The 25,137-nt window shown below is 65.1% G+C and carries 22 protein-coding genes; 12 read left to right on the forward strand and 10 right to left on the reverse strand.

The window, feature by feature from the left end; genetic code table 11:
- Positions 1-5: 5 nt before the first annotated feature.
- Genes K2O51_RS02475 through K2O51_RS02490 form a run of 4 tightly spaced genes read left to right on the forward strand, consistent with a single transcriptional unit; the run spans position 6 to position 3,444 of the window.
- Positions 6-311, forward strand: coding sequence for a non-heme iron oxygenase ferredoxin subunit (locus tag K2O51_RS02475; RefSeq protein WP_011299903.1), 306 nt, complete (start codon positions 6-8; stop codon positions 309-311).
- Positions 312-322: 11 nt separating this feature from the next.
- Positions 323-1,615: an NAD(P)/FAD-dependent oxidoreductase gene (locus K2O51_RS02480; RefSeq protein WP_220630447.1), complete on the forward strand. Its 1,293-nt coding sequence runs from the start codon at positions 323-325 to the stop codon at positions 1,613-1,615.
- An 11-nt stretch (positions 1,616-1,626) separates the two neighbouring features.
- The gene (locus K2O51_RS02485) at positions 1,627-2,916 is read left to right on the forward strand and encodes an aromatic ring-hydroxylating dioxygenase subunit alpha (RefSeq protein WP_220630448.1); all 1,290 of its coding nucleotides are present in this window, start codon (positions 1,627-1,629) and stop codon (positions 2,914-2,916) included.
- Between the two features lie 12 nt (positions 2,917-2,928).
- Positions 2,929-3,444, forward strand: coding sequence for an aromatic-ring-hydroxylating dioxygenase subunit beta (locus K2O51_RS02490; protein WP_373460964.1), 516 nt, complete (start codon positions 2,929-2,931; stop codon positions 3,442-3,444).
- 72 nt (positions 3,445-3,516) lie between these two features.
- Here the strand turns inward: K2O51_RS02490 and K2O51_RS02495 are convergent, their stop codons facing one another.
- Positions 3,517-4,050, reverse strand: coding sequence for a MarR family winged helix-turn-helix transcriptional regulator (locus K2O51_RS02495; RefSeq protein ID WP_011299899.1), 534 nt, complete (start codon positions 4,048-4,050; stop codon positions 3,517-3,519).
- A gap of 379 nt (positions 4,051-4,429) precedes the next feature.
- Here K2O51_RS02495 and xsc point away from each other — a divergent pair, with 379 nt between their 5' ends.
- The 4 genes from xsc (at position 4,430) to K2O51_RS35050 (ending at position 12,016) form a co-directional block, all read left to right on the forward strand.
- The gene (xsc, locus tag K2O51_RS02500; RefSeq protein WP_041680409.1) at positions 4,430-6,196 is read left to right on the forward strand and encodes a sulfoacetaldehyde acetyltransferase; all 1,767 of its coding nucleotides are present in this window, start codon (positions 4,430-4,432) and stop codon (positions 6,194-6,196) included.
- A gap of 133 nt (positions 6,197-6,329) precedes the next feature.
- Complete coding sequence (gene pta / locus K2O51_RS02505) at positions 6,330-7,367, forward strand: phosphate acetyltransferase (protein WP_140951327.1); 1,038 nt, start codon at positions 6,330-6,332, stop codon at positions 7,365-7,367.
- A complete protein-coding gene (locus K2O51_RS02510; RefSeq protein WP_220630449.1) occupies positions 7,364-8,134 on the forward strand; it encodes a sulfite exporter TauE/SafE family protein in 771 nt (256 codons plus the stop codon). The genes pta and K2O51_RS02510 overlap by 4 nt, the downstream gene beginning before the upstream one ends.
- A gap of 177 nt (positions 8,135-8,311) precedes the next feature.
- On the forward strand, positions 8,312-12,016 hold the full coding sequence (locus K2O51_RS35050) for an autotransporter outer membrane beta-barrel domain-containing protein (RefSeq protein ID WP_245001826.1): 3,705 nt from the start codon (positions 8,312-8,314) through the stop codon (positions 12,014-12,016).
- Positions 12,017-12,246: 230 nt separating this feature from the next.
- Here the strand turns inward: K2O51_RS35050 and K2O51_RS02520 are convergent, their stop codons facing one another.
- From K2O51_RS02520 to K2O51_RS02560, 9 genes are all read right to left on the reverse strand, one after another.
- Complete coding sequence (locus K2O51_RS02520) at positions 12,247-13,548, reverse strand: MFS transporter (RefSeq protein ID WP_011299894.1); 1,302 nt, start codon at positions 13,546-13,548, stop codon at positions 12,247-12,249.
- Between the two features lie 29 nt (positions 13,549-13,577).
- Entirely contained in the window at positions 13,578-15,074 is a 1,497-nt protein-coding gene (locus tag K2O51_RS02525) for an amidase (RefSeq protein WP_220630450.1), read from the reverse strand.
- 259 nt (positions 15,075-15,333) lie between these two features.
- The gene (locus K2O51_RS02530; RefSeq protein WP_181184483.1) at positions 15,334-15,510 is read right to left on the reverse strand and encodes a hypothetical protein; all 177 of its coding nucleotides are present in this window, start codon (positions 15,508-15,510) and stop codon (positions 15,334-15,336) included.
- 925 nt (positions 15,511-16,435) lie between these two features.
- Positions 16,436-17,161: a GntR family transcriptional regulator gene (locus K2O51_RS02535; protein WP_140951321.1), complete on the reverse strand. Its 726-nt coding sequence runs from the start codon at positions 17,159-17,161 to the stop codon at positions 16,436-16,438.
- 78 nt (positions 17,162-17,239) lie between these two features.
- The gene (locus tag K2O51_RS02540; RefSeq protein ID WP_220630451.1) at positions 17,240-18,238 is read right to left on the reverse strand and encodes a 2Fe-2S iron-sulfur cluster-binding protein; all 999 of its coding nucleotides are present in this window, start codon (positions 18,236-18,238) and stop codon (positions 17,240-17,242) included.
- Between the two features lie 25 nt (positions 18,239-18,263).
- On the reverse strand, positions 18,264-18,743 hold the full coding sequence (locus K2O51_RS02545) for a GlcG/HbpS family heme-binding protein (protein WP_011299889.1): 480 nt from the start codon (positions 18,741-18,743) through the stop codon (positions 18,264-18,266).
- A gap of 27 nt (positions 18,744-18,770) precedes the next feature.
- Entirely contained in the window at positions 18,771-20,216 is a 1,446-nt protein-coding gene (locus K2O51_RS02550; RefSeq protein WP_011299888.1) for an aldehyde dehydrogenase family protein, read from the reverse strand.
- 27 nt (positions 20,217-20,243) lie between these two features.
- Positions 20,244-20,975: an iron-containing redox enzyme family protein gene (locus K2O51_RS02555; protein WP_011299887.1), complete on the reverse strand. Its 732-nt coding sequence runs from the start codon at positions 20,973-20,975 to the stop codon at positions 20,244-20,246.
- 171 nt (positions 20,976-21,146) lie between these two features.
- Complete coding sequence (locus tag K2O51_RS02560; RefSeq protein ID WP_011299886.1) at positions 21,147-22,079, reverse strand: ornithine cyclodeaminase family protein; 933 nt, start codon at positions 22,077-22,079, stop codon at positions 21,147-21,149.
- Between the two features lie 363 nt (positions 22,080-22,442).
- Between K2O51_RS02560 and K2O51_RS02565 the strand changes: the two genes are divergently transcribed.
- The 4 genes from K2O51_RS02565 to K2O51_RS02580 are packed head-to-tail and all read left to right on the forward strand — an operon-like array spanning position 22,443 to position 25,122.
- A complete protein-coding gene (locus K2O51_RS02565; protein ID WP_011299885.1) occupies positions 22,443-23,990 on the forward strand; it encodes a hypothetical protein in 1,548 nt (515 codons plus the stop codon).
- A 59-nt stretch (positions 23,991-24,049) separates the two neighbouring features.
- Complete coding sequence (locus K2O51_RS02570; RefSeq protein ID WP_011299884.1) at positions 24,050-24,406, forward strand: 2Fe-2S iron-sulfur cluster-binding protein; 357 nt, start codon at positions 24,050-24,052, stop codon at positions 24,404-24,406.
- Position 24,407: 1 nt separating this feature from the next.
- Complete coding sequence (locus tag K2O51_RS02575) at positions 24,408-24,725, forward strand: hypothetical protein (RefSeq protein ID WP_011299883.1); 318 nt, start codon at positions 24,408-24,410, stop codon at positions 24,723-24,725.
- A 37-nt stretch (positions 24,726-24,762) separates the two neighbouring features.
- Positions 24,763-25,122, forward strand: coding sequence for a 2Fe-2S iron-sulfur cluster-binding protein (locus K2O51_RS02580; RefSeq protein WP_220630452.1), 360 nt, complete (start codon positions 24,763-24,765; stop codon positions 25,120-25,122).
- Positions 25,123-25,137 lie beyond the last annotated feature (15 nt).

Raw genomic sequence — 25,137 nt, forward strand, 5'->3', positions numbered from 1 at the left:
CCTCCATGGCATGGATTGAAATCGACAACGTCGGCACGCTGCAGAACGACGAAGTGATGCCGCTCAACCTCGGTGAACGCCAGCTGGCCGTCTACCGTAGCGACGACGAGTACTTCGTCACCGACAACGTCTGCACGCACCAGTACGCGCTGCTGTCCGACGGCTACCTGGAAGATGGCTGCATCGAATGCCCATTGCACCAGGGCCGCTTCGACATCCGCACCGGCAAGGCCATGTGCGCGCCAGCCAGCACCGACATCCGCACCTACCCGGTCAAGTTCGAAGACAGGCGGGTGTGGGTCGAGCTGTGACGAGGCAGTACATGTCAACGCAAACCCCCATCCTTATCATCGGCGCTGGCCAGGCCGGTGCCATGGCCGCAGCGGAGTTGCGCAAGCTGGGCCATGCCGAGCGCATTGTCATGGTCGGCGGCGAGCGGCATGCACCGTACGAGCGGCCCCCGCTCTCCAAGGCGGTGCTGGCCGATGCCAGCCAGCAAGGCCAGGTTGGCGTGCATCCCGCCGGCTTCTATGCGGAGCGCGACATCGAACTGCGCCTATGCACCACCGTGAGCGCCATCGACGCCGCGCGCAGCGTTGCCACCTGCACGGACGGCAGCGAGATCCGCTTCGACGCCTGCCTGCTCGCCACCGGCGGCCGCGCGCGCACGCTGCCCCACTTGCCAGCCGGCACGCCTAACGTCCATTACCTGCGCACGCTGGACGACGCAGCTCGCTTGCGCGAAGCGATGCAGGGCGCCGATGAGGTCCTCGTGATCGGCGGCGGTTTCCTGGGGCTGGAAACGGCGTCCACTGCAGTCGACCTTGGTTTGAAGGTAACCATTCTTGAGAGCGCCGACAGGTTGCTCGCTCGCGCGGCGCCGGCCGAGTTGAGCGACTGGCTAGCACAGCGCGTCCGCGCACGGGGCGTGGACCTCAGGCTTGGCTGCAGGATTACCGCGATCGAGCCGCAGGCGCAAGGCGTGCAGGTACGGCTGGCGGATGGCACCACGTGGCACATACCGGTGCTCGTCGTAGCCATCGGGCTGACCCCCAACACTGAACTTGCCGCAATCGCAGGGCTTGCACTGCATCCCGGCAACGGCGGCATCCAGATCGATGAACAAGGCCGCACCAGCGTGCCGAACATCTATGCCGCCGGCGATTGCGCCAGCCAGTTCCAGCCGCTGTTTGGCGCCGAGATGCGCATGGAATCGTGGCAATCGGCCAATGAGCAGGCCCGCATTGCCGCCACGTCCATGCTCGGCTTGCAGGCCGCACTGGCTGCCACCCCGTGGTTCTGGACCGACCAGTTCGGCTGCAACGTGCAGATGCTCGGCGCCGCCCTTCCCGGCATGCGCTACGTATGGCGCGACATGCCGGCCAGCGGCGCGGCAAGCCCGAAGTCCATGCTGCTTGGCACGCTGGACGGCTGCCTGCGCCATGCCATCGCCGTCAATGCGGGCGGAGATCTGCGCCAGCTACGCGCGCTCTTCGACTTGCCCGTCAACGAACACCTGGCCCGCCTGTGCGACGCCGCCCTGCCCCTGCGCCAGATCGTACGCGAGGTACAGGCGGAGATCTCCAGCCGGACCGCGAGCCTCACCACAAACTGAAAGGAACACCCATGTACCAGACACAAGCGGTGATCCAGCACAAGCTGGGACGCAAGGACACCGAGCTGGGCGACTGCCGCTGGCCCGAAGATGGCCTGCACTTCATCCCGGACTGGGTCTACACGAGCCAGTCCGTGTATGACCTCGAACTCGAAAAGATCTTCCGCGGCCGCTCGTGGAACTACGTCGCGCTCGAAGCGGAAATCCCCAATGCGGGCGACTACAAGCGCTCCTATGTCGGCGCCACGCCGGTTGTGGTGTCGCGCGCCGAAGATGGCTCGATCAATGTGTTCGAAAACCGCTGCGCGCACCGCGGCGCGGAGTTCTGCCGCCACAGCCAGGGCAATACGAAGGAGTTCGTCTGCCCCTATCACCAATGGTCCTATGACCTCAAGGGCAACCTTCAGGGCGTGCCGTTCAAGCGTGGCGTGAACCGCGCGGGCGGCATGCCGAAGGACTTCCGCAACGAGGACCACGGGCTCGTAAAGCTGAACGTGGCCACGCGCAACGGCGTGATCTTCGCCTCCTATGCGGACAACATGGAAAGCCTGGAGGAGTACATGACGCCGGAGATCCTCAAGGACTTCGACGTCGTGTTCAACGGCAAGCCGCTCAAGGTGCTCGGGTACTACAAGAATGAGCTGCCGTGCAACTGGAAGATGTACCACGAGAACCTGAAGGATCCCTACCACGCCACGCTGCTGCACTCGTTCCTCGTGGTGTTCGGCCTGCTCGTCGCGGGCAACGAGTCCGCGATGATCGCCGACTCCGTGCATGGCCGCCACGGCACCATGGCATCGGCCAAGAAGGAAGACAAGTACGCGGCCGTCAGCGACGAAAACAAGAAGGAGATGCGCTCTTACCACGAAGGCATGCGGCTCGAAGACGAGCGTTTCCTGGAGTACGTGAAGGAATTCGACTCGCCGTGGTCCGTCACCATGCAGACCATCTGGCCGAACCTGATCGTGCAGCGCGAGATGAACACGCTGGGCGTGCGCCACATCGTCCCCAACGGCCCCGACAGCATGCTGATGCTGTGGACCATGTTTGGCTACGAAGACGACACCGAGGAAATGACCCAGCACCGCCTGCGCCAGGGCAACCTGATGGGGCCGGCCGGCTTCCTCGGGCTGGAGGACAACGAGGCGATGAAGTTCGTGCAGGAAGGCGTGCGCCGCTCGACCACGGACGTCAACGTGCTCAAGCTCGATGCCAACCATGTGGGCACGTCGAATTCGCTGATCTCGGAATCGGCGATCCGGGCCATGTACCAGTACTACCGCGGCGTGATGGGGTTCTGAACGATGAAACCGATGTACTACGCTGTCTATCGCGAAAGCAAGCTTGGCGCGGCGCGCGCCATCGAACTGCGGCTCGAGATCGAGAATTTCCACGCGGAATACTGCGCGGTGCTCGACGCAGGCCTGGTCGAGCAGTGGCCGCGCTTCTTCACCGAAGACGCGCTCTACCGCATCACGGCCCGCGAAAACGCCGAACTCAACCTGCCCGTGGGCCTCGTCTATGCCGAAGGCATCGGCATGATGCGCGATCGCGCTGCGGCCATCGCCAACACGCAGATGTTCGCGCCGCGCTACAACCTGCATCTCGTGACCAACACGCGCGTCACCGACGAGACTGCTGACGGCGACATCGTGGCGCAGTCCAACTTCTTGCTGCTGCAGACGCTGGTGGAAGGCCCTACCACCATGCATATGGCGGGCACCTATCACGACCGCTTTCAACGCACGGGGAACGGGCTGCTGCTACGTGAACGCCAGGTGATCTACGACACCACGATCATCGCCAACGATCTGGTCTATCCGGTCTGACATCCGCGGAAAGCACAAGGCGGGCCTTGCGCCCGCATTGTCATTTTTGGCCGACATTCGCCGCTTCTTGCCTTACATGCTGCGCAACACCGTGCGGCTGTACTGGTTGTTCGCCTCCACCAGCGTAGCCAGCAGGTCCATGAACACTTCGCGCTGGGCCGGCTTCAGCGGCGCCAGCATACGCTCCTGCGCGCGCGCCATATCGGCGCGCAGCGCCGTCACCACGCTCCGGCCCTCCTTGGTCAGGTAGACATGCCGCGTGCGGCGGTCCGCCGGGTTGTCGCGGCGCTCCAGCAGGCCGCGCTCTTCGAGCCGACGCACCACGTCCGCCGTGGTCGTGCGGTCCAGCCCAACTTCCTGACCGAGCGAGGTCTGGTCCAGCCCGGGCAGCACCGACAACACCGTCAGGATCGCGTACTGCACCGGCGTGATGTTGGGCGACTTGCACTCCTCGAAGAACATCGCAACGTGGATCTGGTGCAGCCGCCGCACCAGGAAACCCGGCCGCGCCCACAGCAGTTCCTTGGCGGGATCGCTTTCGGGCTCGACCGCCGACACCGGCGCGCTGTCGTCCGCGGCCGCACCGCGCTTCGTTCTTGGACCCATAGCACTCACCATTTTGTTAGCACACTGAAAGTATATAGGAAGGCCCAGCGCGGAACCCGACTTTGTCCAGACATGGACGCTCGCGCTGGCAAAGCCGCATTGACGATCTGCCACCCCTATTATAAAAAGTTAACTTAAAATCACTTTTATGACGATTCGTCTCGTTTTTTGATTCCAAACATTCCAAAAACTAAAACTTCCTATTGACCACGGGCTGTTCTCCGCCTACATTTCCCTCACCAAACAGTTTCTGGAACGAATCGTTCCACTTATTACGTCACACAGGAGACACCCCATGCGCGACCTCGACACGACTACGCAGCCCGCCGTTTCCGGTGGCTCGGCCACCGAGACCCAGGTGCCAGCCGGCCCCCAGACCATGACGCCGTCCGAAGCGTTCGTGGAGACCATGGTCGCCAATGGCGTGACCGAGATGTTCGGCATCATGGGCTCCGCGTTCATGGACGCCATGGACATCTTCGCCCCGGCCGGCATTCGTCTTATCCCGGTCGTGCATGAACAGGGTGCTGGCCATATGGCTGACGGCTATGCTCGCGTGTCGGGCCGCCATGGCGTGGTGATCGGCCAGAACGGTCCCGGCATCTCGAACTGCGTGACGTCCATCGCTGCCGCGTACTGGGCGCATAGCCCGGTCGTGATCGTCACGCCCGAAGCCGGCACCACCGGCATCGGCCTGGGCGGCTTCCAGGAAGCCAAGCAACTGCCGATGTTCCAGGAGTTCACCAAGTACCAGGGCCACGTCACGCATCCGCAGCGCATGGCCGAGTTCACCGGCCGCTGCTTCGACCGCGCGCTGGCCGAAATGGGCCCGACCCAGCTCAACATCCCGCGTGACTACTTCTACGGCAAGGTCAATGTCGAGATTCCGAAGCCGCAGCGCCTGGACCGCGGCCCCGGCGGCGAACAGAGCCTGAACGAAGCGGCCGAGCTGCTGGCACAGGCCAAGTTCCCCGTGATCATCTCGGGCGGCGGCGTGGTGATGGCCGATGCCATCGAGGAATGCAAGGCACTGGCCGAGCGTCTGGGCGCGCCGGTGGTCAACAGCTACCTGCACAACGACTCGTTCCCCGCCAGCCACCCGCTGTGGTGCGGTCCGCTGGGCTACCAGGGTTCGAAGGCTGCAATGAAGCTGATCTCGCGCGCCGACGTGGTGATCGCACTGGGCTCGCGCCTCGGGCCGTTCGGCACGCTGCCGCAGCACGGCATGGACTACTGGCCGAAGAACGCGAAGATCATCCAGATCGACGCCGATCACAAGATGCTGGGCCTGGTGAAGAAGATCTCGGTGGGCATCTGCGGCGACGCCAAGGCTGCCGCCATTGCGCTCACGCAGCGCCTGGCCAACCGCACGCTTGCCTGCGACAGCAGCCGCGACGGCCGCGCCACGGAAATCGCCAACGAAAAGGCCGCATGGGAAAAGGAACTGGACGGTTGGACGCACGAGCGCGATCCGTACAGCCTGGACATGATCGAGGAGCAGAAGAACGAGCGCACCTTCAACGGCGGCACGTACCTGCACCCGCGCCAGGTGCTGCGTGAACTCGAAAAGGCCATGCCAGCCGACGTGATGGTGTCGACCGACATCGGCAACATCAACTCAGTCGCCAACAGCTACCTGCGCTTCGAAAAGCCGCGCAGCTTCTTCGCGGCGATGAGCTGGGGCAATTGCGGTTATGCGTTCCCGACCATCATCGGCGCCAAAGTAGCGGCACCGCACCGTCCGGCCGTCTCGTACGCCGGTGACGGCGCCTGGGGCATGAGCCTGATGGAAACCATGACCTGCGTGCGCCACAACATCCCGGTGACGGCTGTGGTCTTCCACAACCGCCAGTGGGGCGCGGAGAAGAAGAACCAGGTGGACTTCTACAACCGCCGCTTCGTCGCCGGCGAGCTCGACAACCAGAGCTTCGCCGCCATCGCCAAGGCCATGGGCGCGGAAGGCATCGTGGTGGATCGCCTGGAAGACGTGGGCCCGGCACTGAAGCGCGCCATCGACCTGCAGATGAACCACGGCAAGACCACGATCATCGAAGTGCTGTGCACGCGTGAACTCGGCGACCCGTTCCGCCGCGACGCGCTGTCCAAGCCGGTGCGCTACCTGGACAAGTACAAGGACTACGTCTGATCGAGTCTGATCGAAGCTGCGCCCTATCGTTCGCGATCGGGTGCGCCCTCTCCCGCTTGCGGGAGAGGGCGATAACACCAAGGGCATAGCGCTGATCGCTGGCCCTTTTTTCAGTCTTACCGAGCCACCCGCCATGAAACCCATCCTCCGCATCATCGATCGCGCGCGCGCCGCGCCCCGTCGCATCGTCCTGTGCGAGGGCGAGGATCCGCGCATCCTGCAGGCAGCCGAACGCGCTGCGCGCGAGGGCATTGCGCAGGTCATCCTGGTGGGCAACGCGGCGCGTATCACCGATGCAGCGGCAAACCAGGGCATCGATCTCCCGCGCATGACCATTGTCGATCCGGCCACATCGGCGCTGACGCCCTCTTTCGCGCAGGCGCTCTACGCGATGCGCCAGAAGAAGGGCATGACGCTCGATCAGGCGCGGCAAGCGGTGCTCGATCCGCTGTGCTTCGCCAACCTGATGGTGCGACAAGGCCATGCCGACGGTTCAGTAGCCGGCGCGGTCCACACCACCGCAGACGTGGTGCGCAACGCGATCCAGCTGATCGGTCTGGCGCCCGGATTCCGGCTGGTTTCGAGCTTTTTCCTGATGATGCTGTGCGAGCCGTTCCACGCGCTCAAGGGCGGGCTGATCTTTTCCGATTGCGGGCTCGTGGTGGACCCCGATGCCGAGGAGCTATCCGAGATCGCCATAGCCGCGTCAGACAGCGCACGCTCGCTGCTCAATGAAGATCCGCGTGTGGCGATGCTGTCGTTTTCGACCTGCGGCAGCGCGAAGCATGCGGCCGTCGACAAGGTCGTCGCAGCCACGGAGCGCGTGCGCGCGCAGCGGCCGGGCCTCGCCATCGATGGCGATGTGCAGCTCGACGCCGCCATCGTCGCCGAGATTGCCGAGCGCAAAATTCCTCACTCCCAAGTGGGCGGCCATGCCAACGTGCTGGTCTTTCCGAATCTCGAAGCCGGCAATATCGGCTACAAGCTGGCCGAACGGCTCGGCGGCGCCAAGGCCATCGGCCCGATGCTGCAGGGGCTCAGGAGGCCGGCTAACGACCTTTCGCGCGGTTGCAGCGCAGAGGATGTGTTCCATGTCATCGCTGTCACCGTCGTGCAGGCACAAGCCGCCTCGGCGCAGCAACCATCATCCGGAGAGCAGGCGGCAGCATGAAGCTGGAATTGTTGATGCCCGTGCTGGGCCTGCAGGCCCTGCTTGGCGCGGGAACGTATTTTCAGACGGTGACGGGTTTCGGGCTCGGCATGATCGTGATGGGCGCGACCAGCGGGCTGGGCCTCGCGCCGGTGGCCACGGTGGCTGCCGTGGTGAGCCTGGTGACGCTGGCCAACAGTGCGTTCGCACTGCCGGGCAAGATGCAGCATATCGACTGGCGCGCGGTGTTTGCCGCGGCCATCGGCATCCTGCCGTCCGTGGTTGCCGGCGTGCTGCTGCTCGACTATCTCAGCAGCACCGCGGCCACGCTGCTGCAGTTGCTGCTTGGCGCAGTGATCCTGTATGGCGGCCTGAGCGCGGCGCTGCGCCCCGAGCCGCTGCCGCGACGCTCCGGCGATAGCAGCTTTCTCGTGAGCGGCATATTCGGCGGCCTGCTGAGCGGTATGTTCGGCGTGTCCGGCCCGCCGCTAATTTTCCAGTTCTACCGCCAGCCCATGAAGCCGGTGGAGATCCGCTGCGCGCTGATCCTGGTCTTTACCGTGACCTCCAGCGTGCGCACCCTCTTCTCGGCCTGGCAGGGCCAGCTCGACGCGCAGATCTGCCTGCAGGCTGCCATTGCCGTGCCTGTGGTGGTGCTGGCCACGGTGCTGGGACGGCGGTTTCCGCCGCCCTTCTCTCCCACCACCACGCGGCGCATCGCGTTTGGGGTGTTGATGGGCATTGGGGCGAGCCTGATGGTGCCGGCATTGGTCAGCCAGCTCGGCTGAGCGAGAGCTGTCGGGGAACCCATTCGGGTGAGGCGAATTCCCGGCACCTGTCGCTGCGTTCCAGTCTGTTCAGGACAAGTCTTCAAAGAATTCAACACGCGAAGTACCGCGAGAAGCCAATAATGCCTGGGATGTCCATCGCATGCTGCCCTCCCCAGGGCAGGACACAGGACGGCCATGCAAAAGAACAAGACGAAGTTGCAGCACCGCCTGGTGCTGCGTCCCATGCCACGGGCAATTCGTGCCGCGTGCCATCTCGCGGGCTCGCGCCATGTGCTGTACCTGTTCGTGGGCGGCATGTTTGCCGGCCTGGTGCCGGAAGCCGAAGGACAGACGCCATGCGCGACCGTCGGCACAGGCCAGGTTTCCGCAACCGATACCTGCACGGTCCCCCCATCGACCGTGATCGGAACCACGGTGGCAAACCCCGTCGCCGTGACCGGCACGGGAGCGGCTGCCAACGTCACCGGACAGGCATTGACGCTGAACCTCGGCGTCGCCAACGCCGGCGGGGCCAATGCGCAAGGTGGTGCCAGCATCCAGCTCACGGGTGGCCAGGTCATGACCACATCGAACACGGCTGCGACGGCCAACGGGCAGACCGGCTTGCTTGCGAGCGGCGCGCTCAGCGCAATCAGCGCCAACGGGACCACCATCACCATGACGCCGGCGGCGGGGATCAACCTGACCGCCGCGCGCGCCGTCGATGGCGGGACCGTGACGCTCACCGATCTCGCCATCAACATCGGCAGTGCCGGCAGCGGCCGGAACTTTAACCATGGCCTGGTGGCAAGCGGCGCGAACAGCAATGTGTTCGCGACAGGCGTCAACGTTACCGCGCTTTCCAACTTCTCGCAGGCGGCGCGTGCGGAACTGGCCGGCACCGTCACCGTGACCGGAGGCTCGCTGACCGCCACGGGAACGGGTAGCGCTGCGACTGGTCCCGTGGCGGCCGCCGGGGCATTTTCAGGCGGGCAACTGAACATCCGTGGCGGCACATCGCTCAATGGCGGAGCCGCGACCGAGGCCTATGGCCTGTACGTGAAGGATGCTGGCTCGGCGGCCACGGTGTCCGATGCCACCATCAAGACAGATGTCCGTGCGATCGGTGTACTGGCCGACGCGGGTGCCACGGCCACCCTGACAAACAGCACCGTGCAGGCAGGCACTGCGCGCGGCGTCTGGGCCAAGGGCAACGCCACGATTGGCCTGATCAACACCAATGTCACCTCGCAGAGCTATGCGGTCACGAGCGGGGAAGGCGGCGGCATTACGGTCAATGGCGGTACCTTGTCCGGCTCGGGCCAGGTGCCGACGGTATCGGCCGGATCAACCGTCGGCATCGCCACGATCACGACCCAGAACACGGCGATCGTCAGCAACGGCAGCGCCAACGCGGCTGGGGTCTATGCAAATACGGGATCGCTCATCACGCTCAACGGCGGCACCGTCGACACCTTCGGCTCGCTCGACCGCGGACAGACACCCAATGCGCTGGCGGCGGTCAATCCGGGCGCACAACTGGTCGCCAACGATGTCAGCGTGCGCACGCACGGCGAGCGCGCACTGGGCGTGGCCGCGGACGATGGCGGCACCATCACGCTGAACCGCACCACCGTCACGACCGACAGCCTGCGCGCACTGGGCATCTATGCGGGCGTCGATCCGACCAAGCCCGGCGCGGCGGCGGTCATCGCCACTGCGAGCCGCGTCGAGACATCTGGGCAGTTTGCACATGGCGCCCAGGCACAGGCACGGACCAACCTCGATATTCCCGCGACCATTACGCTGAATGACAACAGCACGGTTACCACGCATGGCGATGGAGCGGTCGGGCTGCGGGCGGTCCTGAAAGGCAAGATTGACGCGACACAAAGCAGCGTCGTGACGGAAGGCGCGGCCGCGCACGGCATGCTGGCACTCGGTGAACAAAGCCTTGTGACGCTCAACGGCGCCACCGTCACCGCCGGCGGCATCAATGCGCATGGCGGGATCGCGCAGGACGGCGGCATCATCACCGGCACGAATGCTGCCGTGACGGCTAACGGTGCCAATGCGGCGGCGCTCTTCGTCGCCGGAGAGCTCAGCCCGTCCAGCGCGGGCTTCACCTCGTCCACGCTGCGCAATACCAGCGGTCCGACCATTGCGGTGGGCGGCAACGGCACCATCAGCCTGTCGGGCTCCACCGTTTCCGGCAGCGGCGAATGGCTGCGTGTGGGCACTATCGCCGATTTCCCCTCGCTGCCCGCCGCTGAAGACCCCATCGCGCGGCCTCAACCGCTTCCGCCCGATGACGCGGTCCCGTTGCTCGCCACGCTGGCGCTGTCGCCAGGCGTCGTCGCCATGAAAACGCCGCTGGCGACCGCCGGTGGCGCCATCCTTGACGTGTCCGCGTCCACACTGACCGGTGCGGCTACTACGCTGCCCGGCAGCACCTCCACGGTGACCGCACGCGATGGCACGGTGTGGAACATGACCGGCAACTCGAACCTCACCAATCTCACCAACGATGCGAGCCGGATCCTTTTCTCCGCACCGGTGGCGGGCGCATTCAAGACGCTGACCGTCACGCGCTATACCGGCGCCAACGGTGGCGTGGTCGGCCTCAACACGGTGCTGGCGGCGGACAACTCGCCGTCCGACACGGTCGTGATCGACGGCGGCACGGCAGGCGGCCAGACCGGCCTGCGCATCACCAATGCCGGCGGTGCGGGCGCCGTGACGACCGCCAACGGTATCCTGGTAGTCAACACCGCCAACGGCGGCGCAACGCAGCCCGATGCTTTCCGGCTCGACGGCCGCGCGGTGGCCGGCCCCTACGAATATCGCCTGTTCCGCAGCAGCGTGGATGGCACCAATGCCGATGCGTGGTACCTGCGCTCGGAGAAGACACCCCCTCCTGCCCCGCCAGCGCCACCAGACCCGCTCTATCGCCCCGAAGTCGCCGCGTACCTGGCCAACCAGCGCCTGGCGGGACAGATGTTCGTGCACAGCCTGCACGACCGTCTGGGCGAGCCGCAGTATGTCGAAGACCAGGGCTTCGACCATGAAGAAGACAAGCCGCGCAGCGGCTGGCTGCGCGTGGTCGGGAGGTGGGAAGGCAGCCACAGCAAGGATGGCAATTTCAAGGTCGATACCGATTCGTTCCTGCTCCATGGCGGCGTGGAACTCGCCAAATGGAAGGTGGCGCGCGAGGAAGACCGCGTCCACCTGGGGTTGATGGCTGGCTATGGCTACGCCCGCAGCAATGCCGAGGCCGCCGCCAACCCCGCCCGTGCCCACGGCACCGTCGAAGGATTCAGCCTGGGCGCCTACGGCACGTGGTACCAGAACGACGAGCACAAGCTCGGCACCTATGTCGATACCTGGTTCCAGTACGGCTGGTTCAACAACAAGGTTGAAGGCGACCAGCTTCCGACGGTGAGCTATCACGCACAGGGATGGGCAATATCGGGCGAAGTCGGCTATGCGATGCCGACGCGCTACGACTGGGTGATTGAACCGCAAGCCCAACTCATCTACGTCAGCTATGGCGAGGACGACATCACCGAGCCCAATGGCACCCACGTGAGCGGTGCGGACTCGAACGGGTTGATCACCCGGCTCGGCGTGCGCGTGCATCGCACCTTCATCCGCGAGGACCGTCGCAAGCTGCAGCCGTACGTGACCCTGAACTGGTGGCACACCAGCACGGACAGCAACATCTCGTTCAATCAGCTTCCGCTGGGCAGCCTCTATCCCTCAAACCGGTATGAACTGAAGCTGGGCCTGAATGCCGATCTCGGCAAGCGCTGGACCGGCTGGGCGAATGTCGCCGGCGCCTGGGGCGCGCAAAGCTACCACCAGTACGCCGCGCGCGTCGGGGTGAAGTACACATGGTAGCGATGCATCGACCACGTCAAGAACGTGAACGGCAAATAGGGCCGCAACAGAAGCGCATGCTGCGCTGAAGCTGCTGGCGCAGGTCTGCCAGTGCGCGTCAGGCGCACCGACCCGGTTGCGCAGCCGGGCGGTGAAGCGTTCGGCATCCTGCTCCCGGCAACAGCACGGCCTGGCGCTGCAGGCCCAGGCACGACACACGTATCGCGTTCGCGGCCCGCGAACGAACGGCTTCAGGCCACTGTCCCCGCGGGTTGCGCCAGCGGCGCCGAATCCTGCTCTTCTCCACCGCCAGCCTGTCCGAGATCCATCCCGGTCGTCTCGGGCAGCAGCAGCGCGGCCATCACGACCATCACGTAGCCCACCCCGGCGACAATCGCAATCGCGGTCGGCAAAGACGTGTGCCCGGAACTCAGCCACCCCACCGACAGCGGGAACAGCGAGCCGATCACGCGCCCGGCGTTGTACGACACGCCGTATCCCGTCGCACGGATATCGTTGGGAAACGATTCCGAAATCGTCGCGCCGATGCCCGAGAATACGCCCTGCATCAGGATCCCCAGCGGGAAGCCGAGGAACAGCATCGACGTGTTCGACACCGGGATCACCATATAGACCAGCGCGGCCACGAAGGCCCCCGCCGCGAACACTATATAGGTCAGCCTGCGGCCCCAGCGATCCGTCGCGTAGGCGCCCGCCACATAGCCGATCAGTGACCCGATGATCGTCACCGCCAGATAGGAACTGGTGCCGAACACCGATAGCCCGCGCTCGGTCTTGAGGAAGGTCGGTAGCCACGTGGCGATCGCGTAGTACGCACCGAGCATGCCGCCCGAGAGCAGACTGCACAGCAGGGTCTTGGACAGCAGCGGACCACGGAACAGCCGGCCCAGGCCTGCCAGCGCCGTCCCCTGCCGGCCAGCCGCGCGGCTCTTCAGGAATACCTCTGGCTCCTCCAGATTGCGGCGCAGGTAGATCACCACCAGTGCGGGCAGGATGCCGAGGAAGAAGCAGACGCGCCACGCCGTTTCGGCCGGCAGCATGCTGAACGTGAGCGCGTAGACGATGGCCGCCGCGCCCCAGCCGAACGAGTAGCTGCTCGCGGTGAAGCCCGAGTATTTGCCGCGATGCGCGGGGTTGCGGATCATCTCCGTCACCAGCACCATGCACAGCGACGATTCGCCGCCGAAGCCCAGGCCCTGGATCATGCGGAACAGCATGAGTTGTTCCGGTGACTGCGCCAGCCCGCACAGGAAGCAGGCGATGGCGAACACGATAATGGTCCAGCGCAGCACCCGCACGCGGCCGTAGCGGTCGGCCAGGATGCCGGCCCCGATCGCACCGACCAGCGACGACACCAGCGTCCACGTGACGATAGCGCCCGCGGTCGACTTGCTCATGCCCCACTGCCCCAGCAGCGTGGAGATGAGGAAGGAATAGATCATGAAGTCGAATACATCGACCGCATGTCCTAGGAAAGCGCCATAGAAGCCCTTGCGCTCCATGCGCGACAAATCGCGGAACCAGTCAAACATGATCCCTCCCTATGTTGTGTGTGGGGGTCTTAGTGGTGGAGGTTCGCCGGCAGCGTGGACGGCCGCGGTGGTGGCCGGAAAGCGTAGCCTGCGTCTTCGAGCAGCGTGGCGAACCGCAGTGCGGTGAGATCCTGGTAGCGGCCGGCAACGATCTGCACGCCGACGGGCAGGCCGTTCGAGGCCGGCCCGATCGGCGCGACGGCCGAAGGCAGCCCGCACAGCCCGGAATGGCCGGCCCAGAACAGCTGCGTGGTCATCGGTTGCGATTGGCCGTTCACGTCAAGCATGCGTGTCCATGGTTCACCCGCTTCGTTCAGCGTGAAAGCGGTTGTCGTCGCGGCAGGACACAGCAGCACGTCATGGTCGGCAAAGAGCTGGCGCCACGCGGCCGCGAAACGTTCGCGCGCAGCCTGCAGGCGCAGCCAGTCGCGATGGCTCAGCGTTGCACCGGTGTATTGCAGCGTGGAATAAGAGGCATCGCCTGCGGCGGCATTGGCCGCGCGGTCGAGCGCATCGGCATATGCCGCGTCATCCATATGCAGCGAGGTGGCCGCGCGCAGCAACGTCACGTAGGCATGCCATAGCTCGGCGGCGTCGAAGTCCGGCCGCGCGTGCCATGCCACGCGCGCGCCTTGTTGCGCGAGCCAATGGCCAAGCTGCTCGATCTGCGTGGCGACTGCGCTGTCGGCTTCGGCCTGCGGATGGCTCGGCAGCACGGCAACGCGGAAATCGGCGAGCCGCCGATGCGGGCACGCGGGCAGTTCGAGGCGGTATGCCATCTCCTGGTCACCGTACGGGCCGGCAATGGCACGCAGCACGGGTTCAAGATCGCGCGCGCTGCGGGCCAGAGGCCCGGCCACGTTGATGTCCTGTTCGCCGAAGCGCGCCGGGCCGGTGCCATGGCCGGCCAGCGGCACCAGTCCATGGCTAGGCTTGAGCGAGAAGATGCCGCAGTAGTGGGCCGGGTTGCGCAGCGAGGAACCAATGTCCGAACCGACATCGAACGCCGACAGTCCCGCACACACAGCCGCAGCACTCCCGCCGGACGAGCCGCCCGGCGTACGCGACGGGTCGTGCGGATTGCGGGTCGTGCCGTAGATCTCGTTGTAGCTCTGCCAGTCCCGCAGGCCGAGCGGGACGTTGGTCTTGCCGAGCAGGATCGCGCCGGCATCGCGCAGACGCTGCACCACTACCGCATCGCGCCGGGCCACGTGGCCGCGAAGAGCCGGGTTGCCGCAAGTGGTCGGCCAGCCAGCCACGTCGAACGATTCCTTGATGGAGAACGGCACGCCGTCGAGGACCCCACGCGCCTGTCCCGCGCTGCGGCGACGGTCGCTCTCCTGCGCGGCGGCGCGGGCGGCATCGAAGTCAGACACCACGAGTGCGTTGATGACTCCATGCCACGCGTGCCACGCAGCCTCGCAAGCCTGCACCAGTTCCACCGCCGATACCTCGCCATCGGCCAACCATTGCGCCATCTTCCACAACGGCGCAAGGCCGGTTTTGCTCCGGTCGGGCAGATTCACGTCGACTCCTTGTTGTCATCCGTGGCAGTGCACGGTGGGGGCGTTGGGAGAGACTACGGGAGGGACTGCGATGTATTTCGGTATACTATATTCACTTTTTCACGAACGGCAAGACGATTCTGGACGGATCAATACGCTTGGCGCGCTAAGACGTCAGAAAGGAGAGCGATACGGGGAGCGGGGCGGCAGTAAGAACGCTGCCGGAAGGGGTGTTGGCCGCAGCAGCGTGGCAGCCAACGATGGTAACCGGACGATCAGATCAGCAGTGATGACGGCGCTGCACATGGCCGCCCAGCGCCAGGAAGAACCGGCCGATATCCCGCAGCTTCAGCGGCACGAGCGGTGTCGCATGTCGCACTGCATCGCGTGCCGCGTAGTAGCGAAGCAGTTGCTGGCCGACCGGTTGCGAGAGATAGCGTTGCTCGGGAGACTTCATGGTAAATCCCAATTGAATCAAATTGACTACAGTATACATTAATTGGTGCAGTGCGCCATAAAGTGGGGCGCAATGCACTGTTGCAGGGCGCGAAATGGCCGGTTGGGCGATGGAGAAACGATGCTCCTTTCAATATAGCCGGGTTATCGTGCTTGGCAGGCGCCGCTGTTTCGCCGGCGTAGCCGGCGACCTCCTTTTGTCCGAGCGACAAAAGGAGGCAAAAGCGCGTCAGGCTTGCCCTAACGGGCGAATATTTATCGTAGTGGGCTGAGGGTGTTGTACGGGTATGGGCTTCAGAGTCTTTCTGGCTGCCTGCCGCGTGGTGCACCACCGTGGTCAGAATTACAGCGCTGATTGAACGAGCCCCGAAACTGTCCGTGGACCCTGCTGCTGGCGATATCGTGTGATCGCCTTCGGCTGCGCTACGCGCAGAGCTCAAGTCTGAGCGCGAAAGGCCCAGGGCAAACCACGCCTCGGTGACAGGCCAGGGCATTGCATGCGAAGTAGAGAGACTGTGGGAGGGAGAGGGAAGAAAGCGGACCTCGGGCGTCAGCATCGTTGATGAGCTTGCACCCAGACGACGACGTGCGCGCAGCGCAGCCGAAGGCGTCCCACCACTGACCTGGTTGAAACGCTGTACCCGAGTCCAACTTGGGGATCGTTCAAAAGCCGTGCCGCGCCAGGCACAGGTTCTGAATCACATAGCGTGAGCAGGCTTGAACGATTACCACGCCTCGCGAGACCAAAGCCACTTGATAACAAGAAGCGTACCGTTGATGACCAGCCGCCAGGCGACGCGTTCTTTGGTTACTTTCTGTCGCTCGGACAGAAAGTGACTCGCCGGCTACGCCGGCGAAACAGCGGCGCCTGCCAAGAACGACGCCCCGCCATTCACCGAAGAATCCAAAAGATCCCGCCAAAACCCTCAAGCCACCTGCACCTGCCCCCCACCACCCTGCCCTTCCACCGGCAAATCCGCCGCCTTCGCAGCACTATAAACATGCCGCGCCGCCAGCAAGGCAGCCAGATCAGCGTCCCCCGCAATCACCGCCTGCAGGATCTGGGCGTGCTCATCCCAGTTCTGGCGCGCACGGACCACGTTTGCAGGCCCGAACAGCACGGCGGTGCGCTCGCGCAGCGAGCGCATCATTTCCTGCAGCACGCTGTTGGCAGCAATCGTACCCAGCACCTCGTGGAAACGGGAATTCAGCGAGAGCAGTTCATCCGCGCGGCCCTGCGCGGCGGCGTCCATGCCCTGGCGCAGCACGGTTTCCAGTTCGGCGACCAGCGCCGGGTCGCGGCGCTGTGCGGCGAGCTTGGCGTTGAGGCCTTCCAGCGTGGCGCGTACCTCGACCATCTCGCGCGCGATCACCGGCGACAGGCTCGCCACCGAGGCGCCACGGCGTGGCTCGATCAGTACCAGGCCTTCGCTGGCGAGCGCGCGCAGCGCCTCGCGCACCGGAATACGCGACACCCCGAGTTCGGCCGACAGCTTGTTCTCCACCAGCCGTTCCCCCGGCGCGAACTTGCCGTTCAGGATGCCCTCGCGCAGCTTGTCGGTGACAAGGGCGAACAGCGGCGAATGGCTGGCGCCGAGACTAAGCGGCTCGGCAGTCGGAGCAGTCGAGGCAGTGGGCGAAGTGAGGGCCATGGATGAACGGAAGCGAAGCAGGACACGAACTGGCCCTCATTGTATACCAAGCCTCCGACTGTATACCGCAATGTCTTATCAATCGCGCTGGAAGGTAAAACTGTCCGCGTAGAGATGCTCGGGACTGGCGCCCCGCGCGATGAAGGCGGCGCGGGCATCACGGATCATGTTCGGAGATCCGCAAAGGTAGATCGCATGCTCGCTCAGATCGCCCAGGTCGGCCAATGCCGCGTCGTGCACGTAGCCGCGCCGACCCTGCCAGCCATCGCCGGCGCGCGATAGCACCGGCACGTACTGGAAGTCATAGAGCCGCTCTCCCCATGCCGGGATGTCCGCGTGCAGGTAAAGGTCTTCGGGTTGGCGCATGCCCCAGTAGAGCGACACGGGCGGACAGTCGGGATCGTCCATCAGCGACTCGAGGATCGCCTTGATCGGCGCCAGCCCCGTGCCCGTGGCCACCATCAACAATGGCCGATAGTCTTTCGCACGATAGAAAAAGGTGCCAAGCGGCAATTCGACATCGACAGCGTCACCGGCCTTCAGCCTCGGCAGGATGCCGTCGGTAAAAGCGCCACCCGGGATGCGCCGCACATGCAGGTCAACCCGCCCTTCGCTTGGCACCGACGCCATCGAAAAGCTGCGCGCGAGGCCGTCACCCGTCACGAGCTTCAGGTACTGGCCCGGGCGATACGCAAGCGTACCGGCATCGGGCACCTCAAGCGCGACATGCAGTACGTCCAAAGACAACGGGCGCACGCCGCGCACGATGGCCTGATGGCGCGCCGGCTCGGCGCACGCTTCGTCCTCGCGCGCGGTGCTGATGACCAGATCGGCCAGCGGTTGCGCCTGGCACGCCAGCGCATAGCCAGCAGCAGCCTCGTCCGGCGCAAGCCCGAACGGTTCTTCGTCATACCGCACCTGTCCGTCGAGCAGACGTATGCGGCAAGTGCCACAGCCACCGAGCTGGCAGTCATGCGGCAGCGAGATATCCGCACGCCCGGCGGCCTGCAGCAGCGTTTCGCCGCGTTCGACAAAAAAGACCTGCTGCGTCTCGGCGATCTGGATGCGGTACGACATGGAACCTCCGCGCAAGATGACTGCGTTACTTCTTGATATCGGCCTGCACCAGGACCTTCAGGTCCTGCGGCGCCAGCAGTTCCGCCAGCGCCTGCAGCGCCGCCACGCCGGCCTGCGTGTCCTGCTCCCCGTTGCCGCCGGACAGGCCGATGCCGCCGATCACTTCATCATTCACAACGATCGGGAAGCCGCCCACGAACGCGGCGAACTTTCCTTCGAAACTCCACTGGATGCCGAACGCCTCGTTGCCCGGCAATGCCGGCCCATTCGGCGGCGTGGTGAACAGGTGTGTCGAACGCTTGTGGCCCGCGGCGGTGAACGCCTTGTTCCACGCAATCTGCGGCCCGGTGATACGCGCGCCGTCCATGCGCTCCAGCACGAGCGGATAGCCGCCCTCGTCGACCACGCAGATCGACTCGAGCACGCCGATTTCTTCGGAACGGCGAATGGCTGCGGCAACCATGTGGCGCGCTTCGCGCAGTTCCAGCTTGATGGCTTTCTTCATCTCTGTGACTCCTTGCGACGGCCGGGCTCAGGCGCCCCGATAGACCGTCTTGATCTGCGTATAGAACTCCAGCCCGGTGCGGCCCGATTCGCGGAAGGTCGAGGTACTCGATCGTTTCAATCCGCCGAACGGGGCGTTGACCAGGTTGCCCGTGGTGGTACGGTTGATCTTGACCGTGCCCGCTTCGATGTCGTTGGCAAAGTGGTGGATGTAGCGCGGATTGCTGGTGACGATGGCCGCGGCAAGGCCATACTCGGTATCGTTCGCTTTGGCGATGGCGTCGGCGTAATCGGTGAAGCCGAGGATGGCGATCACCGGCCCGAAGATTTCCTCGCGTGCGATGCGCATCTGCTGCGTCACGTCCGTGAATACCGTCGGCGCGACGTAGTAGCCCTTGTCGAACTCGCCGCCGGTCAGCCGTTCTCCACCGCATAGCAGCGTCGCCTCGGACTTGCCGATGTCGATGTAGCGCAGCACCGTTTCCATCTGCTTCTGCGATGCCAGCGGCCCCAGGTCCATCCCGGCGGTCATGCCGCTGCCGACCTTGAGCGTGGCGACCTTTGCCAGCAATCGCTCGGTGTAGGCGGCCTTGACCGATTCCGCCACCAGCACGCGGCTGGTTCCGGTGCAGGCCTGCCCGGACAACGAGAAACCGCCCTTGATGGTCAGGTCCACCGCGCGGTCGAGATCGGCATCCTCCATCACGATCAGCGGGTTCTTGCCGCCCAGCTCCATCTGCGTGCGCGTGGTCAGCGGCACGGCGCGGTGGATCTGCTCGCCGGCACGCGACGAGCCGGTGAACGAAATCGCACGCACGACCGGCGCCTCGGTGATCGCGGCGCCAATCTCGGCCGCACTGCCCGTGATGAAGTTCAGCACTCCCTTGGGCAGGCCGGCCTTGATAAGCGCCTCAGCCAGGCGATACCCCGACAGCGGCGCTTCGGATGACGGTTTGAACACCACCGTATTGCCCGTCACCAGCGCCGGAGCGATCTTGCGCGCCGGGATCGACACCGGGAAATTCCACGGCGCGATCACCGTCACCACGCCCAGCGGCTCGCGCTGGCTGAAGACGAGTTGGTCCGGGTCGTCGTTCGGGAACACCTCGCCGGTAAAGGTCTGCCCCTCCACCGCGTAGAAGCGCAGCGTTTGTGCCGAGCGCAGGACTTCGTCACGGGCCAGCGTCAGCGCCTTGCCCTCTTCGCGGGTCAGTTCGGCCGCGATGCTGTCGGCATTGGCTTCCAGGTGATCGGCGGCGCGGTTGAGGACAGCAGCGCGCTTGCCGACCGGAGTCTTCTTCCAGCCGGCGAACGCGGCCGCCGCCGCGGCGACGGCCGCCTGCGCGTCCACTGCCGACGACGCCTGGAAGCGGCCCACGATATCGCCGGTGTCGGCCGGGTTGACGTTGTCGAAGGTGCGGCCCGACTGGCAGGCCGTCCATTCGCCGTCGATATGGTTGAGGAATACGTTCATCGTCGGTCCGGGTTGGGGGGGCGCGGCTCAGGCGGCCATCTCGAGTTCGGGCAGCGGCAGTTCGTGCGCGACGTAGTCGTGATAGAGCGCCGTGGTGTACAGCAGACGCATCTGCGCGCCGATCTCGCAGATCTTCAGGCAGCGCTGCTGCAGCTCGGGCGTGTTGGCGTGTTCGAGCACGATCTGGTAGCCGCGCTCGCCGTGGATCTCGTCGGAGACGATATGCAGGTCGAAGAACTCGACTTCCTCGTCGGTGAACTGGTACTTGTCGCGCAGCGTCGGAGTCTGCTTGCGGTAGATCGACGGCACCTGCGATTCGAGCCCCACCACCAGCCCGGCAACGGCCACGATCGGGTCTTCGCGCATGGCGACTGCGTAGCACCAGCTCTGCAGGCCGCGCGTGGTCGGCGACATGTTGTCCGGGTCGATCACGCGTTCGCGCGTGGTGCCGCAAGCTTCGGCGAAGCGAATCAGCAGGTCGGTATGGCGGTCGCCGCCGATTTCTTCCTCATACATATTGGCGAGCAGGAAATCCTTGGCCTCGGTATACCGGTCCGGCGTGCGCGCATAGATATAGCCGAGGTAATCCGCGAACGGACCGACATAGTGATAGTGGTTCTCTGCCCAGCGTGCGAGATGGGCGCGGGTCAGCTTGCCGCTGGCCCAGGCCACGCTGAACGGCGCCTTGTTGGCGCTCTTGCCCTTGATGGCTTCTTCAAGGGCGGCTCGGAATGCTTCACGGTTCATCAGTTCGGCCATGGCGGAGGCTCCTGTTGGCGGATGTGGGGCGATTCGGTGGGTTGGAATGCCGTGGTCGTCAGAGAATCGATCGCATCGGCATGCTTGTATACTATATACAGTTAATGCGGGACGGCAAGCGCTTCGTTGACTCGTCACGCCGGGGTTTACCCGGCAAGAGCCGTAGATGAATCAGGCGACGCGAAGCTCCACTGCGCCGGCAATGCGCGACCACGCAAAACCGGCCAACGCAACGTCCTCCAGGCCGACACCCACGGACTTGTAGATGACGATGTCGTCGTCGCGCTGTCGCGGCGAAACCTTGCCGAGCACGACGTCGCCGAGCTCGACGATCTTTTCCGTCGGCAGCGCTTGCGGATCGGCCAGTACGATGTCGCCGGCCTCGCGCGTGGATTGCGGACGCCACTCGACCACCACGGCGGCGGCCCGACGCAGCGCCGTGTCGTCGAGTTCGCGCGTATGCGGCAGGCTGGAGCCGATGGCGGCTACGAAGGCGCCCGGCCGCAGCGACGCACCCGCGAACAGCGGCGTGGTCGCGCGCGAGGCGGTGACCACGATATCGGCCTCGGCCACCGCAGCATCGGGCTCGGACACTACAACCGGAATGCCGCATTGCGCCGACAGGCGTGCGGGCATGCCGGCATCGGCATGCGGATCGGACACGAGGATGCGTTGGAGCCCCAGCGTGGCGCTGAGCTGGCGCGCGTGCTGAACGCCCTGCGTGCCGGCGCCGAAAAGCGCCAGCGTGCGCGCGCCCGGCCGCACAAGCCGCTGCGCCGCAAGCGTGGTGCACGCGGCCGTCCGCAGGCGCGTGATGGCGCCCGCATCGAATGACGCAAGCGGACGGCCGTCCTCCGTCGAGAAGATCAGAATGACAAAAGAGAACTGGCCGTTGATGGTGGTGTAAACCTTGGCGCCTGCAAAACCCTGCTGCGGAATCACCGCGCCCAGCGTGGACAATTTGACGCCACCCGCCTCGGTGCGGATGCGCTCCTGCATGGCCGCATCGCCCCGGCCAAAGCTGGCAAACGCCGCTTCCATGACTTGCCGGGCGTCTTCGGGACTGACGTGGGCGTCGATCATCGCGTCTGTGATGTGCTGCATGGGGGCTCCGCTGGTTGGGTTTGGGTTGTCAGGACGGAAGACCGGGGTCTGGTTCCAGGCACGCCTCATGCTCATCCGTGAGGCACGCTGTTCCGTCCAGTTGCATAACGGTATACAGTCTACATAGACGACTGCCAGCGAGCAAATAACACAGACGCTCGACGCGCCACCAAAAGGGTGCCGGGAAAGCCCCTATCCCAACAACAGTGCGACGTCACAGTACCTTGCACCGTATTGGGCTTCGCGTAAGTCCCGATGAAAATCTGCTTGGCTCGCACCCACTTAGGAATATAGTATACCAACACCGATTCACGCCCCGACGAGAACCGGCCCCCACAACCCCTCGGCCCCCAGGGAGTTTTCATGTCACAACAAGTCGTGATCGGTGCAGCGCACTGGATATATCTGGCAGGGGTAGCAGTCATCGTGCTGACGATGATCCTGCGTGCCAATGTCGTAGTGCCTTCGATCGTGGGTACTGCGCTCGTGGTCTTCGCGCTGACTGGCAGCCCGGTATCGGCGCTGGCTGGTGTGTTCTCCGCCAGCCTGGTTGCCGCGAAAGAGCTGTTCAATATCTTTCTGGTGATCGCGTTCATGACCGCGCTGCTCAACGCGCTCAAGACGCTGCGCTCGGACATCCGCATGGTCGAGCCTTTCCGCATGGTGATGAAGAACGGGCATTCGGCCTTCTTCATCCTGGCGGGCATTACCTACGTCATCTCGCTGTTCTTCTGGCCGACGCCTGCCGTGCCGCTGGTATCGGCCATCCTGCTGCCGGCGGCCATCGCCGCGGGGCTGCCGCCGCTGGCGGGCGCAATGGCCATCGCCATCGCCGGCCAGGGCATGGCGCTGTCGTCGGACTATGTGATCGGTGTGGCGCCCGGCATCAGCGCCAAGGCCGCCGGTGCGGCGGTGAGCGCTGCGGTGGTGGCCGATCGCGCGCTGGCGCTGTCGATCATCACGGGCTCCATTGCGCTGTGCCTGGCCTACCTGACGATGCGCAAGCACATCGTGCCTGCCAGCGGCGCCCTGCTCGACCGCTGGCAGGCACGCGCCGGCGGTACCGCAGCGCAAGCCGGGCACATCGAGGGCAGCGGCACCTTCGACAAGGCAGAGATCGCGCGCGGCACCGCCCATTCCGAACCGCTGGCCACTGACAGCAACATCGAAGCCAGCCTGTCGATGGTGGCCCGGCGCCGCGTGAAGTGGTCGAAATGCTTCGCCATCGTCACGCCGATTGCTTTCCTCGCAGTGGTCGCCATCATGGTGCTGCCGAAGCTTGGCACCGGCGTGCAGGACCTCAAGGGCGGCGACGCGGCCGCGCTGGTTGGTGGGGTGGCGGCCGTGCTGATGATGCTCGCCACGCTGGCCGCGGAAGGCCCGCGCCGCATGCTCGATGTCTGCCCGGAACACATCACCGACGGCTTCGTGTTCGCCTTCAAGGCGATGGGCTCGGTGCTGCCGATCGCGGGCTTCTTCTTCGTCGGCGCGGGCGAGACCGCCGCGCAGATTCTCGGCCTGCCGCCCGGCAAGGCACCGAGCCTGCTGTTCGAGCTGATCCAGGCGTACCAGCACACCATCCCTGACAACCACGTACTGGTCGCGTTCGGCGTGCTGCTGGTCGGCATGATCACCGGCATCGACGGTTCGGGCTTCGCGGGCTTGCCGCTGACCGGCACGCTGGCCGGTGCGCTGGGCCCGGTGGTCGGCTTCGACCCGGCCACGCTGGCGGCGGTCGGCCAGATGGGCGCCGTCTGGACCGGTGGTGGCACGCTGGTGGCGTGGTCCTCGCTGATTGCGGTGGCCGGCTTTGCCCGGGTGCCGGTGCTTGAAGCGGTACGTGCGCTGCTGATTCCGGTGCTGATCGGGCTGACCTGCTCGACGGTCGCCGCGATGCTGCTGTGGTCGTAAGCGGCAGCAGGCGCTTCAAGACGTTTCCGAACTCATTCTGAATCCGCAGGATCCGCACTATGCCGACAGTCACCTTCCACAAGCAGGGCCAGACCTACACCGACGAGGTCAAACCCCAGACCAACCTTGTCGTGCGCGCGGGCATCCGCCAGTTCCCCTACCCCAACCTGCGCTATGAGTGCGGCATGGGCAAGTGCTCCAAGTGCGCCTGCCGCGTGATCGCCGGCGCCGAGCACCTCCCGCCACCGAACTGGAAGGAAAAGAAGCAACTGGGCGATCGGCTCGAACAGGGCTATCGCCTTGCCTGCCAGTTGTGGATCGAGCATGACATCGAGCTCGCGCAGGACGACCTGCCCGCTCCCGCATCTGCTACCGCAGGCACCGTTGCCGTGCCCGCCGACAGCGTGGATGCCTGACATGTTCGTCCTGCTCACGAGCCGCCCCGGCCAGTTCCGCACCGAGCCCACCGATGGCATGACAGCGGTGGAGGCGTACGACTACGTCTTCTATGGCAAGCGCACGGCACGCTTCGTCATTGCAGAACTGGCCGCCGACACCAAGGTGCGGGTGCAGGAGGAAACGCCGCCCGGCATCGTCAACCTGGTGCCGACCAAGTTCCTAGAAAAGTACGACACGCTGGATGCGGCCCGCTCGGCGCTACGCGAGCTGGCGCAATTCGGCACGATGGACATCGCCCTCGTGCCCACGCCCGTCACCGCTGGCGGACAGCCCTGAGCACGCGGCCATTCCGGCGCACAAACCCTTCATCGCCATGATTCAGATCACCTTCCTCACCAACCACGGCAAGACGGTCAGCGCACCGCCCGACAGCAACCTGCTGCGCGTGTCCCTGCGCGAACAGGGCGGCATTCCGTTCAAGTGCGGCGGCGGGCTGTGCGGCACCTGCAAATGCCGCATCGAAACGGGCCACGAGCATACGGACGCGGTCAAGCCGAAGGAAAAGAAGCTGCTGACGGAGCAGGAACTTGCCGGCGGCTTCCGCCTGGCTTGCCAGACGTTTATCCGCGGCGATATTGCCGTGTCGTGGCAGCCGCGTGAGATGGCGCGCGGCCCTGCGCAGGCGGGTGCAAATGCCCCTGCCCCGCAGAGCGAGTGTTCGTCGAGCGCCTGAGCCTCATCGGTGCGG

Origin of the sequence: Cupriavidus pinatubonensis, assembly GCF_019602855.1 — a bacterium.
GTDB lineage: Bacteria > Pseudomonadota > Gammaproteobacteria > Burkholderiales > Burkholderiaceae > Cupriavidus > Cupriavidus pinatubonensis.

What these genes read in the sequence shown, in the direction of transcription:
- K2O51_RS02475 (WP_011299903.1), top strand. Translation starts at nt 6, where the DNA reads ATGGCATGGATTGAAATCGACAACGTCGGCACGCTGCAGAACGACGAA.
- K2O51_RS02480 (WP_220630447.1), top strand. Translation starts at nt 323, where the DNA reads ATGTCAACGCAAACCCCCATCCTTATCATCGGCGCTGGCCAGGCCGGT.
- K2O51_RS02485 (WP_220630448.1), top strand. Translation starts at nt 1,627, where the DNA reads ATGTACCAGACACAAGCGGTGATCCAGCACAAGCTGGGACGCAAGGAC.
- K2O51_RS02490 (WP_373460964.1), top strand. Translation starts at nt 2,929, where the DNA reads ATGTACTACGCTGTCTATCGCGAAAGCAAGCTTGGCGCGGCGCGCGCC.
- K2O51_RS02495 (WP_011299899.1), bottom strand. Translation starts at nt 4,050, where the DNA reads ATGGGTCCAAGAACGAAGCGCGGTGCGGCCGCGGACGACAGCGCGCCG.
- xsc (WP_041680409.1), top strand. Translation starts at nt 4,430, where the DNA reads ATGACGCCGTCCGAAGCGTTCGTGGAGACCATGGTCGCCAATGGCGTG.
- pta (WP_140951327.1), top strand. Translation starts at nt 6,330, where the DNA reads ATGAAACCCATCCTCCGCATCATCGATCGCGCGCGCGCCGCGCCCCGT.
- K2O51_RS02510 (WP_220630449.1), top strand. Translation starts at nt 7,364, where the DNA reads ATGAAGCTGGAATTGTTGATGCCCGTGCTGGGCCTGCAGGCCCTGCTT.
- K2O51_RS35050 (WP_245001826.1), top strand. Translation starts at nt 8,312, where the DNA reads ATGCAAAAGAACAAGACGAAGTTGCAGCACCGCCTGGTGCTGCGTCCC.
- K2O51_RS02520 (WP_011299894.1), bottom strand. Translation starts at nt 13,548, where the DNA reads ATGTTTGACTGGTTCCGCGATTTGTCGCGCATGGAGCGCAAGGGCTTC.
- K2O51_RS02530 (WP_181184483.1), bottom strand. Translation starts at nt 15,510, where the DNA reads ATGAAGTCTCCCGAGCAACGCTATCTCTCGCAACCGGTCGGCCAGCAA.
- K2O51_RS02535 (WP_140951321.1), bottom strand. Translation starts at nt 17,161, where the DNA reads ATGGCCCTCACTTCGCCCACTGCCTCGACTGCTCCGACTGCCGAGCCG.
- K2O51_RS02540 (WP_220630451.1), bottom strand. Translation starts at nt 18,238, where the DNA reads ATGTCGTACCGCATCCAGATCGCCGAGACGCAGCAGGTCTTTTTTGTC.
- K2O51_RS02545 (WP_011299889.1), bottom strand. Translation starts at nt 18,743, where the DNA reads ATGAAGAAAGCCATCAAGCTGGAACTGCGCGAAGCGCGCCACATGGTT.
- K2O51_RS02550 (WP_011299888.1), bottom strand. Translation starts at nt 20,216, where the DNA reads ATGAACGTATTCCTCAACCATATCGACGGCGAATGGACGGCCTGCCAG.
- K2O51_RS02555 (WP_011299887.1), bottom strand. Translation starts at nt 20,975, where the DNA reads ATGGCCGAACTGATGAACCGTGAAGCATTCCGAGCCGCCCTTGAAGAA.
- K2O51_RS02560 (WP_011299886.1), bottom strand. Translation starts at nt 22,079, where the DNA reads ATGCAGCACATCACAGACGCGATGATCGACGCCCACGTCAGTCCCGAA.
- K2O51_RS02565 (WP_011299885.1), top strand. Translation starts at nt 22,443, where the DNA reads ATGTCACAACAAGTCGTGATCGGTGCAGCGCACTGGATATATCTGGCA.
- K2O51_RS02570 (WP_011299884.1), top strand. Translation starts at nt 24,050, where the DNA reads ATGCCGACAGTCACCTTCCACAAGCAGGGCCAGACCTACACCGACGAG.
- K2O51_RS02575 (WP_011299883.1), top strand. Translation starts at nt 24,408, where the DNA reads ATGTTCGTCCTGCTCACGAGCCGCCCCGGCCAGTTCCGCACCGAGCCC.
- K2O51_RS02580 (WP_220630452.1), top strand. Translation starts at nt 24,763, where the DNA reads ATGATTCAGATCACCTTCCTCACCAACCACGGCAAGACGGTCAGCGCA.